This is a genomic window from Bacillus atrophaeus, from assembly GCF_001584335.1.
Classification (GTDB): Bacteria; Bacillota; Bacilli; order Bacillales; family Bacillaceae; genus Bacillus; species Bacillus atrophaeus.
Map to the genome: position 1 here is coordinate 453,547 of NZ_LSBB01000001.1, position 15,722 is coordinate 469,268.

Genomic DNA, 15,722 nt, shown 5'->3' on the forward strand with positions numbered 1-15,722 from the left:
GGCTGGAATCGGCTTCTTTTTTGATTAATCTGCTATTGAAACGTTCCCTTCGGCTTCTAAGCTCAAAGGCTTTCTCCGGCTCCACGTGTAAAGAGCCAAGGAGACGAGGACAAACAGACCCGCTGATAAATAAATGGCATGGAAACCAGCGGAAGCAACAAACAGCCCGAATACATACGATCCCGCAGCGATCCCGGTATCAAAGAAAGTAAAGAACGTTGCCGTTGCAAAACCTGAGCGGTGGGCGGGCGAATTTTGGATAGCTAACGTCTGCATACAAGGGACGATAGAGCCGTATCCAAGCCCGATTACAGCGCCTGATAATAAAAGCATCCATCCGCTGTTTGTGAAGGACAGCAGGCATAAACCGACTGAGAAAATCAAGATTGACGGATAAATCACAATCCCCGGTCCGACTCTGTCAAACAGTTTGCCGGTAAATGGGCGTGCAAGCATCATCGTGACAGCGAAACACACGAAGAAATAACCGCTGATATTAAGCAGGTCGATTGATTTCGCGTAGACTGACAAAAATGACGTCACACTTGAATAGCAAAAGGAAATAAACAACCCGACAATCGCGATCTTAAGCGCGCCTTTCTCAAACATGTCAGAAAAGGAAAAGCGGAATACGGTCGTTCCTGTCTCTGTCCCCTTCGGAATTTTAATGAGCAGCGTAACAAAAAAGCCCAGAGAAATAAACACTGCAAAAATCGTAAAGAAAACCGGGAAGGATATCACTTTGACCAGACTAAGCCCGAGAAAAGGACCGATAGCCATGGCGAGGTTCATCGACATCGCAAAATAGCCTAATCCTTCTCCCCGACGTTTCATCGGGATGATGTCAGCCGCAATCGCACCGGTTACCGTCGTTAATATACTGAACCAAATGCCTTGGAAAAACCGTAAGGCGAGCAGTAAATAAAAATCATGAATCGGCATATAAAGAAAAGAAGAGAGCGCAAAGACAGCCAAGGCGATAACGGCCATTCTTTTCTTTCCGAACCGCTCAATAATCGGCCCGGAAAACGGGCGGGTGATAATGGCAGATAGCAGGAACAGACTGATCAAGAGTCCTCCTTGAGATTCGGTGCCGCCAAGCTCCTGAATCATATATATCGGCAGCACGGCTAAAAACGTATAAAAGAAAACAAAAACAAATAAGTTCACAAGCACAACCATAATAAAGTCTTTGGTCCAAATGGGTTCAGCTTTTTTCAAATGTATGGCACTTCCTTTTCTTAACCTTTATTTAAAAACAGCTTCAAAAAATGAGAGAAAGCTTCTTTCTCTTTATCTTCGTACTCTGCAAGCAGCTGTTCCTCAAACTCAAGCATTTTTACATTAATTTCGTCGTATTTTTTCTCGGCTTCATGAGTCAGGACAACGAGTTTTTCCCGTTTGTCTTCGCCCTGTTCACGCTGTATCCAGCCGTTTTCTTCAAGGCGTTTGATCGTACGCGTAACCGTTGGTGCTTCCACGTTTAAATAGGACCAGATCTCTTTTTGAGTCATCGGTCCGATTGTTCGCAAACAATATAGAATCGTCCACTGGGATGAGAAAAGGCCGAATGGTTCCAGCTGTTCATTGGCTTTTTTTGTAATCAGGCGGGCGCTTTGATTGATTTGGTGGATGAGGTGTCTGTTGACGTAGGACATTTTTTTCTCCTTTTGAAAAAAACTTACCTAAGTAAGTAAATACATTTTCTTATTTTACAGCAGCGTTGGCCGGATGTAAAGAAAAAATGTAGAGAGGCGAAATAGTTTGGAGGAGTGAAAAAAGTTCCATAAACCCCTTGTCCGCATTGAGTTTTTAGCATATTCCCCAATGAATGCTAATACACTGTTACAAACCTAACAAAGAGAGTGTTTGAGGTGAGGGATCGTGGGCATATTTCAAAAATCTACTTATAATATCATACAACGAAGAAGCGACATCATCAGTGTATCTTTACAGAATACGGATCTCATTTCACACTTCTCACATCCATTTTAGGGAGGTCGAGTGGTGTGCACGATTACATCAAAGAGCGAACAATCAAGATAGGGAAGTATATCGTGGAGACGAAGAAAACCGTTCGTGTCATTGCGAAGGAGTTTGGTGTTTCCAAAAGTACAGTTCACAAAGATTTAACAGAGCGTCTGCCGGAAATCAATCCTGACTTGGCAAACGAAGTGAAGGAAATACTCGATTATCATAAATCCATCAGGCACTTGCGGGGAGGAGAAGCAACAAAACTGAAATATAAAAAAGATGAAATTCTCGAAGGAGAGCCCGTTCAGCAATCGTAAAATATCCAGTGCTGATCAGCTTATGTTTGTCTTCCGACAATCTTCAGTGAAAATCCACAAAATTTTGTAAAGAACTTATGTTACTGCAACTTTTTTTCTAGAATTTATGATAATATATATAATTAGGGCACAATGTGGATATTTACTGTGAAACAGATTTTCAAGGAGGATATAAATAGATGTTTGCAAGGGATATTGGTATTGACCTCGGTACTGCAAATGTACTGATCCATGTAAAAGGTAAAGGAATAGTTTTGAATGAGCCATCCGTTGTCGCTCTTGACAAAAACAGCGGTAAAGTGCTGGCGGTTGGAGAAGAAGCAAGACGAATGGTTGGACGTACACCTGGGAATATTGTTGCGATTCGCCCGCTGAAAGACGGGGTTATCGCAGATTTTGAAGTAACTGAAGCGATGCTGAAACATTTTATTAACAAACTGAATGTGAAAGGCCTTTTCTCAAAGCCGCGCATGCTCATTTGCTGCCCGACAAACATTACGTCTGTTGAGCAAAAAGCAATTAAGGAAGCTGCTGAAAAAAGCGGCGGGAAGCATGTGTTTCTTGAAGAAGAACCCAAAGTTGCCGCTATCGGCGCGGGTATGGAAATATTCCAGCCAAGCGGTAACATGGTTGTAGACATCGGAGGCGGGACGACTGATATCGCAGTTATTTCAATGGGCGATATTGTCACCTCCTCTTCTATTAAAATGGCTGGGGACAAGTTTGACATGGAAATCTTAAATTATATCAAACGCGAGTACAAGCTGCTGATTGGCGAACGTACTGCTGAAGATATTAAGGTTAAAGTCGCAACGGTTTTCCCAGACGCACGTCAAGAGGAAATCTCCATTCGCGGTCGGGACATGGTTTCCGGTCTTCCGAGAACAATTACAGTAAACAGTAAAGAAGTTGAAGAAGCCCTTCGCGAATCTGTCGCTGTTATTGTGCAGGCAGCTAAACAAGTGCTTGAAAGAACACCGCCGGAACTTTCTGCAGACATTATTGACCGCGGCGTCATCATCACAGGTGGAGGCGCACTCTTAAACGGGCTTGATCAGCTGTTAGCCGAGGAGCTTAAAGTTCCCGTTCTTGTCGCTGAGAACCCGATGGATTGTGTGGCAGTCGGCACAGGTGTGATGCTTGATAATATGGACAAGCTTCCTAAACGCAAACTAAGCTGATGATCAACCTCATTCTGATAAAGAATGAGGTTTTTTTCTGAAAAGGCTTCACGATATCCGAATGTACGCCGATAATATTATAAAATACTGAAACTTATTATAGAACGAATGTTCCTCTGTGACAACTGGAAAAAATGTGATTTTTGAGGTGGGAAATTTGTTAAAAGGATTATATACCGCAACATCCGCAATGATCAGCCAGCAGCGCCGGACGGAAATGCTTTCTAATAATATCGCGAATGCAAACACGTCGGGCTATAAAGAAGATCAAGGCTCTATGCGCGCATTTCCTGACATGCTGCTAAGCAGAATAGAAGCAAAATCCCCGGGAGGAGTATCGAAGAAAGAAATCGGTTCTCTGAATACCGGCGTATATATGCAGGAGCTCAAGCCTCTTTTTACTCAAGGAAGCCTTCAATCCACCGATCAGCCGACAGACATTGCGCTTGTGGAAAACCAGCTCCCTGTAAATGGAGAAACAAATGAAAACGCGGCTCTTTTTTATCCGGTAAAAACGGCGAACGGCGATGTGAGATATTCAAAAAGCAGCACATTTTCGTTAAATGAAAATAATCAGCTGACGATCAACGGAAATCCTGTGTTATCAACTGACGGGCAGCCGATTACTGTGGATAATGAAAATTTCACTGTGTCCGAAAACGGCACGGTTACCACAAACGGAAGGACAGCCGGACAGATTGACATCAGAATGGAAGAGGATGTCCGCAATTTGAAAAGGGACGGCAATGATTTATACAGCACGGCCGACGGCAATGATCTGCCGAGCGCAGCCGGCAATCCGGAAGTGTCTTATTCATTAAAGCAAGGCCTTTCCGAGCTTTCTAATGTAGATGTCACGAGCGCCTATACAGAAATGACCGAAGCGTACCGAACCTTTGAAGCGAACCAAAAGGTCATTCAGGCTTACGACAAAAGTATGGATAAAGCCGCAAATGAAATCGGTAAAATTTAAGATAACGGAAGAAAAAACGGAGGGCTTCAACTATGCTCAGATCAATGCTCACGGCTTCAACGACGCTGAATCAACTGCAGCAGCAGATTGATACAATCAGCAGCAACCTTTCAAACAGCAGTACGACCGGCTATAAGGCGAAGAATACGAATTTTTCTGAGCTAGTCAGACAGCAGTTCGATCAGGTTGATGAAAAAAATGATAATGTGGCAAAAGCGCGGAAAACTCCGCCCGGACTGCGTCTCGGGGTAGGCGCCGCCATGAATGCGCGCCTTGTATCCGATCAGGGGAGCATCGAGAAAACGGAACGTGATTTGGACATCGCGTTTACATCCCCTTATCAGTATCTTCAGGTGAATGTGAATGGAAATCGTCAATATACAAGAGACGGGGCGCTTTATTTGACCCCTGCGGCCGGGAATGACAATCAGCTTCAACTGGTGACGGGGGATGGATATCCGGTTCTTGATGAAAACGGAAACCCAATCAACATTGATGATTCAATGAAACAGATCACTATCAGCGAAAACGGGACGCTGACGGCTTCAACCGGCAATGCTGGAGGTACATCGCAGCAGTTTAATCTCGGTGTTGTCCAAGTTAATAATCCGCAAGAGCTGAAATCGGAAGGAAATAATCTTTTCTCCCTCAACGGGAATGCCGCAGCAGCCCTTGAAGAGCTGAACGGCGCAAACCGGCAAAGTATCGGGATTCAGCAGGGCGCGCTTGAAATGTCGAATGTGGATATTTCAAAACAAATGACAGATTTAATCAGCTCACAGCGCTCCTATCAGCTGAACAGCCGGACAATTACAATGGGTGACCAAATGCTTGGTTTGGTTAACTCCGTCAGATAATCATAGAAAGACTCGGGCGTTTTCAATCAGCCGCGCATGATAAAAAATGCGGCTTTTTCGAAATCGCCCTTATTTTTGTAGTATCCAGCGATGTCTTCTAAAAGCACTTCCAAATCGACCCATGCTTCTATTTTTTCCAACTCGAAAACCAGCTCCTGCAAGGTGTCATACGGGTCTTCCTCACATGTGTAGAGAGCCTCCAGTATGTTCAGCTTTAATTTGATTGTCTCTATGTTCACTTTGTCAGATAATTCTTTCCCTTTTTGTAAAACGGATTTTCCTTCGCTTATGAGACCGGTTTTAAAAAAGGATCGAACTGATTCGTATATGCAGTGAAGATAGGATACAGGCGAATTCAGTTCAAATTCTCTGTTGTTCAGAACTTTTTTGAAATAAACCAAAGCTTCTTTGTCCTGTTTTTCGGTGGCCTTTAAAAATCCCAAGTTATAGTAAGCGTGGCACAGAAGATTATAATCATTCATTTCTGCGGTTTTCTTTATAATCTCTTTAAAGAGCTGTTCGGCTTCCTCATAGCGTAATTGGTCTATGTAGTTGACCGCGAGTAAAAGCTGGCAGCTTAATACTTTTTTGATATAACCAAATTGATGCTCATAGATCTGCATCGCTTTTGAAACATATTGAACAGAGAGCGGCGGAGATTTCATCAAATAATAAGCCCCGGCGGTTTTGTAATAAAATTCAGCGGCTTCAAACTTATTTTGGATGGCCGGCAGGTTTTTTTCAGCTTCTTTAAAATGAGAAACAGCGTTTTTGGGTGCGGCTTTCACCATTTCGTATAATCCGGAAAAAAAGTGTAAATAATATTTTAATTCATTGCTCATGTTGTCTTCTTGTTTTTTGAGATCATCAAATAATGCCTTCAGTCCGTCCCTGTTTTCAAAAAGAAGCTGAAAGCGCGACAAAAATAATTGGTAATGCATCCAAAGCTTTGTATTCTTTTTGATTTTGGGAAGGTTCTGATCGATTTTCTCTTTGAATGTGCAGGCGAGATCCAGCTGGCGTTTGCCCATTGATATATACCATTCATTTAACAGATTCTTTAGTCGTTTTTCAGTAAACTTCGAAATCATTTTCCTACCTCTTTACTTATGGTAAAATCTTTATTTATCATATCACAACTACAGACGGGTCTCATTACCAGCTGGTTACACTTGAACGCGGTTGAAAAAGAAATTGATTCATAATATACTTCCAAATGTACAGAATGGATCAGCTTATACTTTCTATACATACTATTGTCGATGAAGGAGATGTCAAGAGAATGCTTGATACTCAGCAAATTAAAGAAATTATTCCTCACCGTTATCCGTTTTTGCTTGTAGATAGAATTACGGAAGTGGAAGAAGGAAAACGGGCTGCAGGCTATAAAAACGTAACAGCTAATGAAGAGTTTTTTAATGGCCATTTTCCTGAATATCCGGTAATGCCCGGCGTATTAATCGTAGAGGCTCTTGCTCAGGTGGGAGCTGTCGCTATGCTTATAAAAGAAGAAAACCGCGGCAGACTCGCATTTTTCGCCGGTATTGATAATTGCCGTTTTAAAAGACAAGTGAAGCCTGGCGATCAGCTTCATCTGGAAGTTGATATTACTCGCGCGCGCGGTACAATCGGCCGCGGAAAAGGCGTTGCTAAAGTTGACGGAGAAGTGGTTTGTGAGGGTGAATTAACATTTGCTTTAGGTGAACAAGCCGAATAAAGAATTCGGGCAGATGGGCTAAGCCAGCCCGTTTGTCTTTTTTGGTTCAACATTATAAGAATGGCAGGTGAATATTATGTGGTCAGAATTTAAAAGTTTTGCTATGCGCGGAAATATCGTAGATCTTGCGATTGGTGTCATTATTGGCGGGGCATTCGGCAAAATTGTCACGTCGCTTGTTAATGATATCATTATGCCGATCATCGGGCTGCTTTTGGGAGGCCTTGATTTTTCCGGGCTGTCGTTTACCTTTGGCGACGCGCAAGTGAAATACGGCATTTTTATCCAAACCATCGTAAATTTCTTAATTATTTCGTTTTCTATTTTCCTCGTCATCCGCACACTGAACAAGCTGAGACGCAAAAAGGAAGCGGAAGAAGAGGAAGAGGCGGAGGAGGCATCCGATGCACAAGAGGAACTGCTGAAAGAAATCAGGGATTTGCTGAAGCAGCAAACGAAATCAGCAGAATAAAAATGTGGCTGGATCTTTTTTTAAGATCCAGCCTTTTTTGTTACATTTTTTGTTTAAAAGCCTCAAGCAGCTTGCTGCCTGTATAGCCTTCTTTGACGAGGTTTTCGAGAATGGTATCAGAGCCTTGCTGCTTTCTCGTGACCATTTGTCCGTATATTAAGACAGAAATGCTTTCTTCCAGCTCAACGATATTTTTAATGCTTGCCGACAGCTGAGCAGGGCGATTGCTCTTTTTCGTAATGGTTACAAACACTTTTGCTTCTGTTTGGTTTTCTTGCAGTTTTTGAAAAAAAGACTTATGCTCTTTGGATACAAGTGCTTCAATCATCCAGTGGTTTTCTCCGTCTTCTTTATTGATAATCAGTCCGTCGATAAGGGGAAACTGTTCAAACGGCTGCCCTTCTTTGTCCAATCGTTCTACATTCAGATCAACCAGTTTAAAGGTTTTCATATCTTTTCTCACCCCAATTACTTCCAAAGATTTCGCAATTTCATTATAACATATATCGTTTTTATCATGAAAACGCTATAATGTCGATTGATTATCTTTCTATGAAAGCGCCATTTAATAATTTCTATTTTTTCATTATACTGTAATTGACTATTCGTAGTGGGGAGATGCTTATGAATCATTTTCATTTGAAGGCAATTTATATTGAGGGTGCTCCGGCTGGCCGCCGCTTGGTTCAAGACGAAGAACCTTATTTATTAAGCAGAAAGGAAGATGTTGAAGTTCATCTTGACGGGGAAGGGAAGGTGATCTTTCTTTATGAAACGAGTGACCGCATGGAGCAGTATAAAATTCAGCTTTCCCTGTCGGAAAGAAAGCTGAGTTTTCACTGGTTTGCATGGGACGGCTCTTCATTCGTCCGTATGAAGGCAGGAAATTGGCTGACTTCACATTTATTTTCACAATTCTTGAAGAATACATATTTCTTGAAAGGAAAAAAGCAAAAAATGTTTTTCTCTGCGGGGAAAGTAAAAATGCGGGGAAAAACATAAGCTGAAACGTTCTTTTCGGCATTTTCCTTCTCTGAAGCCTTGGGCTACAATACGTGTAATCCAAAGGAGAGGAGGAAAGAAATGTTCAATCAGGTGATGCTTGTCGGACGTTTAACCAAAGATCCCGAGCTTCGCTATACTTCCGTGGGTGCAGCGGTAGCCAATATTACGATTGCTGTTAATCGGAGCTTTAAGAATGCCTCGGGAGAAATTGATGCAGATTTTGTGAACTGTACGCTTTGGAGAAAAACAGCTGAAAACACAGCGGTATATTGCCAAAAGGGTTCTCTCATCGGTGTCAGCGGAAGAATTCAGACGCGCAGCTATGAAAATGCGGAAGGCGCAAAAGTATATGTGACCGAAGTGATGGCTGATTCTGTTCGTTTTATGGACCCTAAACCCCAAGAGCTGCTGACTGATTGATGCACGTTTCCTTTATCCCCGATTTACACAATTACTTATCAGAATCTTCGCAATACCCCCTCCGCTATTGCCAGTCGAAAGGCTGGTTTTTTTATTGTGTACAGAAGGGGAATTAGAAGAAAATGTATCGAAAGAAGCATTTTTGCTTAATATTACTTATTATATTGCAAATATAATCAAATAAACTTATAATTACTTAAAGATAAGTACATTTGAAAAGGAATGATGGCGTGTATCAAGAGGAAAGACTGATAGCCATTTTGGATTATTTAAAACAGCATCATCGGATTACGACTGAGCAAATTTGTTCGCTGCTTCATATTTCCAGAGATACGGCGCGGCGTGACCTTGTGAAATTAGAAGAACAGCAAGTGATTATCAGAACGAGAGGCGGGGCGATTCTTCCTTCAGTTCATCAGAAAATTAAAGACTATTCGGGGCGGCTGAAAACGGTTTCTGAAGAAAAAAGCAAAATTGGCAGGCTCGCTGCGTCGTTAATTCATGACGGCGACCGTGTCATATTGGATGCATCTACAACTGTTCAGGCCTGCTCTGAGCATTTACATGTCAGTGACTGTATTGTCATTACGAATTCAATTAACCAAGCTGAGCTCCTGTCTGATAAAGAGGGGATAGAGATCCACTTGCTGGGAGGCAAGCTGCAAAAGGAGCATCGCTTTCTATACGGTGCATCGGTTATTGAAAAGCTTGCAAGCTATCATGTAGATAAAGCGCTTATCGGCGTTGTCGGCATTTCTGAACACGGGCTGACGATTGCCCATGAGGAAGACGGGATGGTCAAACGGAAAATGATCCAACAGGCGAAGCAGGTCATCGCGCTGGCGGATCATTCGAAGCTCGGCACCACTGATTTTTATCAATACGCGCAGTTAAGCGAAATCGACCTGTTAGTTACAGATCGCGTGCCTGAACAAGGGTTCTGCGATTTGCTTGAGAGAAACGGCGTAGAATTGCTGGTGACTGAACAAGATTAAGACGGAAGGGCTGAAGAATGTGAAACTGATTGCGATTGATTTAGACGGAACATTGCTCAACAGCAAGCACCAAGTAAGTTCAGAAAATGAAAAAGCGCTTCACCAAGCACGTCAAGAAGGAATTGAGGTTGTTGTGTCAACGGGGCGCGCTCATTTTGATGTCGCATCTATATTTGAGCCGCTCGGAATGAAGACGTGGGTCATCAGCGCAAACGGAGCCGCCATCCATGATCCGGACGGAGGGCTGTTTCATTGCGAATCCATTGAGAAAAAGCGGGCTTTTGAGATTCTCAGTTGGCTGGAGGAAGAGAATTATTATTATGAAGTGTTCACAAACCGCGCGATATATACACCGCACAACGGGCGCGAGCTCCTTAACATTGAGCTTGACCGTTTAACAAGCGCGAATCCGGAAGCTGACCTTGCTGTTTTGCGGCAGGCGGCAGAGGTGCAGTACAGCCAATCGGGATTCGAATATATCCATTCGTACCGTGAACTGTTTGAAACAGAGGAGCAGATTGACTTTTTCAATATACTTGGTTTTTCTTTTTACAAAGAGAAGCTTGAGGCAGGATGGAAAAAGTTCGAACATGAAACAGATCTCACGGTAGTCAGTTCGGCTGACCACAACTTTGAGATAGCCGGTAAAAGGGCGACAAAAGGCCAGGCGCTTGAAAGGCTGGCGAAAAAACTCGGCATCCCGATGAACGAGACAGCGGCGGTCGGTGACAGCTTAAATGATTATTCGATGCTGAAGGCCGCGGGGAAAAGCGTGGCGATGGGAAATGCCAGAGAAGATATTAAAGCAATGGCGGATGCCGTTACATTAACGAACGATGAGCACGGTGTGGCCCATATGATCCGCCATCTGCTCTGATTGTTTTCACATAGACCGGCGTAACGTATTCGTGCTAATGCGGCGTGACGGTTATGAACGTAAAAACCGGCTGGCTCCTTTCGGGGAGACAGCCGGTTTTTTTAAGTTGATTGCGCCGAGGCGCTTAAGGTGAATAGTTCTTCTAGCTCGTGTGTGGATAGCTCTGTAATCCAGTTTTCGCTTTGGATAATTTGGTCGTTCAGCGTTTGTTTTGTTTCGAGCATCATATCAATTTTTTCTTCGATCGTGCCCGTCGTAATCATTTTATGAACATGGACGAATCGTTCCTGGCCGATCCGGTACGCGCGGTCGGTCGCCTGATTTTCAACAGCCGGATTCCACCATCTGTCATAGTGGATGACGTGGTTTGCGGCCGTTAAGTTCAATCCTGTACCGCCGGCTTTCAGCGATAATATCAGCGTCGGATATTCTTTCTTTTGAAACTTTTCGACGAGAGAGTCGCGGTCTTGTTTGGACAGGCTTCCGTTTAGGAATTGAACCGGCTCACCGAAAGTTTTTTCAAGCAATTTCTTCATCATATTGCCCATTTGAATATATTGCGTGAAAATTAAGCAGCTTTCGTTTTGATCGCGGATCGCGGTCATCAGCTCAAGCAATTTTTCCAGCTTTACTGATCTTCCCGCCAGCAGCTCGGTCTGGTCTTCTTTTAAGTAAAGCGCCGGGTGATCGCATATTTGCTTCAGCCGTCCGAGCATGCTGAGAATCAGTGCTTTACGCTGCATCCCGGTCAGTGACGACATATGTTCAAATGTATCTTTCACAAGCTGTTCATATAGGGACGCCTGTTCGGCTGACAGCGGAATAAACTCTTTTTGCTCGAGTTTGTCAGGAAGATTAAGCGCCACTTCTTCATCTCGTTTTGTACGCCGCAATAAAAACGGCCTGATTAATTGCTGGAGCTGTTCAATTCGTTTTTCGTCGCGGTCCTTCTCAATCGGGAGCACATAACGTTTGTGAAAGCCTGTCAAACTGCCGAGATAGCCTTTATTCATGAAATCAAAGATAGACCAGAGCTCAGTCAGGCGGTTCTCCATCGGTGTGCCGCTGAGGGCAATATGATGATGCCCTTTGAGTTTTCTGATGGCCCTTGATTGTTTTGTGTGCGCGTTTTTAATATTTTGCGCTTCATCCAGACAAATCGTGCTCCATGTGACAGAGGACAATTCATCCGCGTCTGTGTGAGACAGGCCGTAAGAGGTAAGGACAACGTCAGCATCTTTGTAGTATTCGGCAAATCCATCGCCTTTCTTGCGGCGCGGGCCGTAATGCAGCGCTACGGAAAGCTGGGGCGCGAAGGTTTGCAGTTCCCTCTGCCAGTTGCCGAGCACGGAAGTCGGCGCAATAATCAAAGACGGCGTCTTTTGATGTCCGCTCTCTTTAATATGAATGAAATAGGCAATCATTTGAATCGTTTTCCCTAATCCCATATCGTCGGCAAGGCAGGCGCCGAAGCCGCTTTCCCGCAGGAACAGCAGCCAATTCATGCCGTATGTTTGATAGGGGCGGAGCGTGCCCTGAAACGCGGGGCTGACCTCATATTCAGGGAGATTTTCGGCGGCTGTGAGCTTACGAATCAATGATCTGAGCTGCTTAGACAGTTCGAATTGGATGCCGGCAAAAGCTGACGAATCAATTAGCTCAGCGTCTTCGGAGCCATGTTCCTGCTGGTCCATCAGCTCCCGCGACAGCACATCGGACATATGAAGGCCTTCTGATTCTGCCTGCTCCATCAGCCGTTTCATTTGTTTAATGAAGTTCGGATCAATCTTCACCCACTGTCCGCGAATATTTACAAGCCGTCTGTTGTTTGCGACAAGCTCGTTGAATTCATCTTCTGTCAGCTCAATCCCGTTTGTTGCAAACCGCCAGTTAAAGTCAAGCAATGCATTCATACCGACAAATGATTCGCCGCGCGGTGTAGAAGATACTTTGGCTTTCAGCATCATGTTGCTTTCTCTGACAATCTGCCACCATGACGGCAGAAGGATTTCGACGCCCATATCGACAAGCGTCTCGCTTGCTTCAGATAAAAAAATCCAAGCCTCTTCTTCAGAGATAAGCGTGGTGCCCGAATCAAACGACAGCCAAGGGACTGTTTTATAAAAACGGTCCTGCTCCCGCGCGATTTTATCGCTGAACTGCTGCCATGACTTTTTGAGGCTCTTCAGCCCGTCAAAAAACTGTATGCTGCCGTTTTTCTTATCACGCAAAAACATTTCAATTTTCCAATCATCTCCGTCAAATTCAGGTTCGTTCAGACGGAGGCCGACGGTAAACGGAGAAGGATCATCAGACCAGCCAATGCCCTCAAGAAAATCCTTTTCATCGAGAAAATGACCGCGGAAAGTGGTGACTGCCGGATATTGTGTTTCGATTTTCTGCCATTTCTCGTTTAATTCGTCATCATATCGGATGTAGTCGTGAACCGCTGCTGAAAACCAGTCCGCTGTGAAGCCTTCAAGAATGCCATCCCGATCCTTCCATCGAAATACGCCCTCTGTCCAAGCTTCGTAATCGGGAAGAAAATCGCCGTCAGCAATAAATTCATAAATGGTGGAGGCCGCTTCTATTAATGGCTCTGTTTCTTCAGTCAGCTGCACGGAGCTGAACGTGTTGAACGAGTTCTTACCGAGAAGCTCTACAGCCATCCATGGCGAAAGCAGCACAGCCGTTGTGCCTATGAAGCTGACATCTTCCAGAAACGTTCCGTAAAATGAAGACTCATGCCATTGGAACAGATGCTTTTTCATTTGGCTGAGAGAAAGAGGCTGTTCCTTTTCATCAAAGCTTGACAGCGTAAAAGCCCAATCTTCCATTTGTTCGACATGAATAAGAATTTCATTAAGACTCGCCATCAATTAATTTTCCTTTCTGCAGTTCTTCTTGAAGGGCGCGCAGGCGCCTGTAGTTTCCGCTTAACTGCTTGATATACCGATCCCATACTTTTTGTTTCTTCGCTTTTTTATATAAGGTGCGGAGCTTTTTCAAATGGCGTGCCGCTTCTTTATACGCGCTGCGGTTTTTCTGATCAATATAAAAGGCCACTTCGCGGTGGTAGGAAGGAATGAGCGCTTCGGGGTCGCTCGCTGAAATTTCCTTAATCATCTCTTTTTCCATTTCCCACACAGAAAACCCGACAAGGCTGTGAATCTCTATCCACTCGGCAAACCGCCGTTTTTCATACAAATAATGGCTGTATTCCGTAAAGGTATATGGAAGGCAGCCCGCGGCATAACGCTCAAACAGCGCATGGTCATTGGTTTGCTTCACATAGACATTCAAAACAAAGAACAGCTCGCTGATCACATCGCGGATTTCCTTAAACGGTTTATCAAGCTTCGTATATCCGATGGCGATCGGTTCGATACGCTGATACCATGTCTTGAGGCGCTTCCAGTCCTTTTTTGCACTTATTTCACTCAGCCATTGGAATGTATAAGGCAGAGACTCGGGCGGAAAGTGTTCTGCCTCCCTGAAAATCACTTCATCATTTTTCTGTAAAAATTCAAGGTGCAGCTTCCCGAATTGCACCTCAGGAGAAAACCGTCTCTCTGCTTCTTTTTTTAAAACCTCATGCTCGCGCGCCACCCATTTTGGCCGGGACAACAGCGAGCTCCAGATTTCCCCGAACACACGCAGCCGTTCATACTGAAAGTAATCTTCTTTTAACAATAATCTGCGGACCACATCCGGTGTTTTTTCTAAAAAAGGATCAAGCGCAAAGGACAGGGCGTACGTTTTCAGTTTATCTATCGAATCGTATATCGTATCCATCAGTTGCTCTACGTACGGGTTGAGAGAATAAAAATCCTTCTCAGGGTCAATCTTCCCTGATTCAATTAATGAGAACATATGAAGCCATACGGCGAGCGCTGAATGGATTTGATATAAGCTTTTCAGCTCCGGTTTCTTCGGGGCATGTTTTTTCAGTGCCGACAAGTAGCCGTAGTACAGTCCCTGCATGGTTTGGCTTCCTTCAGGCGTCCGCGTTTCCCATAAGGAAAACTCCGCCTCGAAGAAAGCGAGCCAGCTGGAAAGGGAATTTTCATTAGGAAGAAGTTTTTCTTGGAACTGCCGCCGGACAAGCTCTTTGCTTTCCTCAAGCTTTTCCCTTTCCAGCCAATCATCAGTAAAGGTACCCACCCGTTCAAATGTTGCATATACATATAAAAAAGCAGCCAGCACATGGCGGCAGATTTTTTCAGAAGGACATGAACAGCCGCTTTTGACCATAAGGAACAAGTTCAGCGTGACCCGCACAGGCACAACATCCTGCACATAAGCAGATACTTCGGTCGGGCTTTCCGCTTTTACACGATAGACCGAATCCTGCCGATATAAAATAAGCGCCCTTTTCATCAGCTGAACGTTATCCTCGTCATAAGGAAGAAGCTGTCTGATCTGTTCAGCCGCTGCCAGCACATCGTCTTTAGAAATCATATCCTGAAGCATGATTATCGCTCCTAACCGAGTCACTTAATAAAAAGATTCCAATTCCTCTATTATATCGCAACACATCGGCTCGAAAAAGTTTTTCCTAAAAAAGGACATAAAAAACTAGAACTGTCGAATGATGTATTAGACTATTGCAAAACAACAACCGACATCATATAATAATCCTGTTTTCAACTTAATGGAAGCTGAAAGGAACCGAACGATGAATAACAAGAAGTTAAATCAAGAAGAGTTTCTGAAAATTTTGATGCATGCGCATGACATGGGAGAACAATCAACCGAGATTACTACAAAGGAAATGCTTGAAAATTTAATTTCTTATATTAAAAATGGATATGTGACGTAAGAACTCCGTGAGAATTATCGCGGGGTTTTTTTATTTCAGCCGATTCTTCCAAAGATAATACCGAGTATGCGCTTTGGCAGCACAGTAATTAAAGCGCTTGCAAAATTGGTGT

Annotated in this window: 18 protein-coding genes; 12 read left to right on the forward strand and 6 right to left on the reverse strand. The window is 43.9% G+C overall.

Annotation, left to right across the window (positions count from 1 at the left end; all coding sequences use genetic code 11):
• Positions 1–24 precede the first annotated feature (24 nt).
• Positions 25–1,221, reverse strand: a complete 1,197-nt coding sequence (locus tag AXI57_RS02255; protein ID WP_061669122.1) for an MFS transporter — start codon at positions 1,219–1,221, stop codon at positions 25–27.
• A 20-nt stretch (positions 1,222–1,241) separates the two neighbouring features.
• Positions 1,242–1,658, reverse strand: a complete 417-nt coding sequence (locus AXI57_RS02260) for a MarR family winged helix-turn-helix transcriptional regulator (protein ID WP_003326607.1) — start codon at positions 1,656–1,658, stop codon at positions 1,242–1,244.
• A 226-nt stretch (positions 1,659–1,884) separates the two neighbouring features.
• Between AXI57_RS02260 and AXI57_RS20600 the strand changes: the two genes are divergently transcribed.
• The 5 genes from AXI57_RS20600 to AXI57_RS02280 all read left to right on the forward strand — a co-directional run bounded on the left by AXI57_RS20600 (position 1,885) and on the right by AXI57_RS02280 (position 5,302).
• A complete protein-coding gene (locus AXI57_RS20600; RefSeq protein ID WP_072053239.1) occupies positions 1,885–1,995 on the forward strand; it encodes a protein usd in 111 nt (36 codons plus the stop codon).
• A 14-nt stretch (positions 1,996–2,009) separates the two neighbouring features.
• Positions 2,010–2,291, forward strand: a complete 282-nt coding sequence (gene spoIIID, locus AXI57_RS02265) for a sporulation transcriptional regulator SpoIIID (RefSeq protein WP_003221804.1) — start codon at positions 2,010–2,012, stop codon at positions 2,289–2,291.
• A 179-nt stretch (positions 2,292–2,470) separates the two neighbouring features.
• Complete coding sequence (gene mbl / locus AXI57_RS02270; RefSeq protein ID WP_003326608.1) at positions 2,471–3,472, forward strand: cell shape-determining protein Mbl; 1,002 nt, start codon at positions 2,471–2,473, stop codon at positions 3,470–3,472.
• A 157-nt stretch (positions 3,473–3,629) separates the two neighbouring features.
• Positions 3,630–4,445, forward strand: coding sequence for a flagellar hook-basal body protein (locus tag AXI57_RS02275; protein WP_061669123.1), 816 nt, complete (start codon positions 3,630–3,632; stop codon positions 4,443–4,445).
• Positions 4,446–4,477: 32 nt separating this feature from the next.
• Positions 4,478–5,302, forward strand: a complete 825-nt coding sequence (locus AXI57_RS02280; RefSeq protein ID WP_061669124.1) for a flagellar hook-basal body protein — start codon at positions 4,478–4,480, stop codon at positions 5,300–5,302.
• Positions 5,303–5,328: 26 nt separating this feature from the next.
• Here AXI57_RS02280 and AXI57_RS02285 read toward each other — a convergent pair whose 3' ends face one another.
• Positions 5,329–6,393 carry an aspartate phosphatase RapD gene (locus AXI57_RS02285; protein ID WP_003326611.1) on the reverse strand — a complete coding sequence of 355 codons (1,065 nt, stop codon included), beginning with the start codon at positions 6,391–6,393 and terminating at the stop codon, positions 5,329–5,331.
• Between the two features lie 191 nt (positions 6,394–6,584).
• Here AXI57_RS02285 and fabZ point away from each other — a divergent pair, with 191 nt between their 5' ends.
• Together fabZ and mscL are read left to right on the forward strand one after the other, a co-directional pair.
• A complete protein-coding gene (gene fabZ / locus AXI57_RS02290; RefSeq protein WP_013390676.1) occupies positions 6,585–7,019 on the forward strand; it encodes a 3-hydroxyacyl-ACP dehydratase FabZ in 435 nt (144 codons plus the stop codon).
• Between the two features lie 76 nt (positions 7,020–7,095).
• The gene (gene mscL, locus AXI57_RS02295) at positions 7,096–7,491 is read left to right on the forward strand and encodes a large conductance mechanosensitive channel protein MscL (RefSeq protein WP_003326612.1); all 396 of its coding nucleotides are present in this window, start codon (positions 7,096–7,098) and stop codon (positions 7,489–7,491) included.
• 40 nt (positions 7,492–7,531) lie between these two features.
• On the opposite strand, the gene AXI57_RS02300 is transcribed toward mscL, so the two are convergent.
• A complete protein-coding gene (locus tag AXI57_RS02300) occupies positions 7,532–7,942 on the reverse strand; it encodes a YwpF-like family protein (RefSeq protein WP_003326613.1) in 411 nt (136 codons plus the stop codon).
• Positions 7,943–8,115: 173 nt separating this feature from the next.
• On the opposite strand from AXI57_RS02300, the gene AXI57_RS02305 reads away from it, so the two are divergent.
• The 4 genes from AXI57_RS02305 (at position 8,116) to AXI57_RS02320 (ending at position 10,788) form a co-directional block, all read left to right on the forward strand.
• A complete protein-coding gene (locus AXI57_RS02305; protein WP_003326615.1) occupies positions 8,116–8,493 on the forward strand; it encodes a hypothetical protein in 378 nt (125 codons plus the stop codon).
• A gap of 81 nt (positions 8,494–8,574) precedes the next feature.
• Positions 8,575–8,916 carry a single-stranded DNA-binding protein SsbB gene (ssbB, locus tag AXI57_RS02310; RefSeq protein WP_003326616.1) on the forward strand — a complete coding sequence of 114 codons (342 nt, stop codon included), beginning with the start codon at positions 8,575–8,577 and terminating at the stop codon, positions 8,914–8,916.
• Between the two features lie 230 nt (positions 8,917–9,146).
• Positions 9,147–9,911, forward strand: a complete 765-nt coding sequence (locus AXI57_RS02315; protein ID WP_003326617.1) for a DeoR/GlpR family DNA-binding transcription regulator — start codon at positions 9,147–9,149, stop codon at positions 9,909–9,911.
• A 19-nt stretch (positions 9,912–9,930) separates the two neighbouring features.
• Complete coding sequence (locus AXI57_RS02320) at positions 9,931–10,788, forward strand: Cof-type HAD-IIB family hydrolase (protein ID WP_061669125.1); 858 nt, start codon at positions 9,931–9,933, stop codon at positions 10,786–10,788.
• 101 nt (positions 10,789–10,889) lie between these two features.
• Here the strand turns inward: AXI57_RS02320 and AXI57_RS02325 are convergent, their stop codons facing one another.
• The gene (locus AXI57_RS02325) at positions 10,890–13,664 is read right to left on the reverse strand and encodes a DEAD/DEAH box helicase (RefSeq protein ID WP_061669126.1); all 2,775 of its coding nucleotides are present in this window, start codon (positions 13,662–13,664) and stop codon (positions 10,890–10,892) included.
• Complete coding sequence (locus AXI57_RS02330) at positions 13,651–15,261, reverse strand: SWIM zinc finger family protein (RefSeq protein ID WP_061669127.1); 1,611 nt, start codon at positions 15,259–15,261, stop codon at positions 13,651–13,653. The genes AXI57_RS02325 and AXI57_RS02330 overlap by 14 nt, the downstream gene beginning before the upstream one ends.
• A 205-nt stretch (positions 15,262–15,466) precedes the next feature.
• Here AXI57_RS02330 and AXI57_RS21235 point away from each other — a divergent pair, with 205 nt between their 5' ends.
• Positions 15,467–15,610 carry a YwzD family small protein gene (locus AXI57_RS21235; protein ID WP_003326621.1) on the forward strand — a complete coding sequence of 48 codons (144 nt, stop codon included), beginning with the start codon at positions 15,467–15,469 and terminating at the stop codon, positions 15,608–15,610.
• Positions 15,611–15,722 lie beyond the last annotated feature (112 nt).

Excerpts from the sequence above, each read along its gene's own strand:
- AXI57_RS02260 (WP_003326607.1), bottom strand. The coding sequence starts at position 1,658 with ATGTCCTACGTCAACAGACACCTCATCCACCAAATCAATCAAAGCGCC.
- mbl (WP_003326608.1), top strand. The coding sequence starts at position 2,471 with ATGTTTGCAAGGGATATTGGTATTGACCTCGGTACTGCAAATGTACTG.
- AXI57_RS02280 (WP_061669124.1), top strand. The coding sequence starts at position 4,478 with ATGCTCAGATCAATGCTCACGGCTTCAACGACGCTGAATCAACTGCAG.
- AXI57_RS02285 (WP_003326611.1), bottom strand. The coding sequence starts at position 6,393 with ATGATTTCGAAGTTTACTGAAAAACGACTAAAGAATCTGTTAAATGAA.
- fabZ (WP_013390676.1), top strand. The coding sequence starts at position 6,585 with ATGCTTGATACTCAGCAAATTAAAGAAATTATTCCTCACCGTTATCCG.
- mscL (WP_003326612.1), top strand. The coding sequence starts at position 7,096 with ATGTGGTCAGAATTTAAAAGTTTTGCTATGCGCGGAAATATCGTAGAT.
- AXI57_RS02300 (WP_003326613.1), bottom strand. The coding sequence starts at position 7,942 with ATGAAAACCTTTAAACTGGTTGATCTGAATGTAGAACGATTGGACAAA.
- AXI57_RS02305 (WP_003326615.1), top strand. The coding sequence starts at position 8,116 with ATGAATCATTTTCATTTGAAGGCAATTTATATTGAGGGTGCTCCGGCT.
- ssbB (WP_003326616.1), top strand. The coding sequence starts at position 8,575 with ATGTTCAATCAGGTGATGCTTGTCGGACGTTTAACCAAAGATCCCGAG.
- AXI57_RS02325 (WP_061669126.1), bottom strand. The coding sequence starts at position 13,664 with ATGGCGAGTCTTAATGAAATTCTTATTCATGTCGAACAAATGGAAGAT.
- AXI57_RS02330 (WP_061669127.1), bottom strand. The coding sequence starts at position 15,261 with ATGCTTCAGGATATGATTTCTAAAGACGATGTGCTGGCAGCGGCTGAA.
- AXI57_RS21235 (WP_003326621.1), top strand. The coding sequence starts at position 15,467 with ATGAATAACAAGAAGTTAAATCAAGAAGAGTTTCTGAAAATTTTGATG.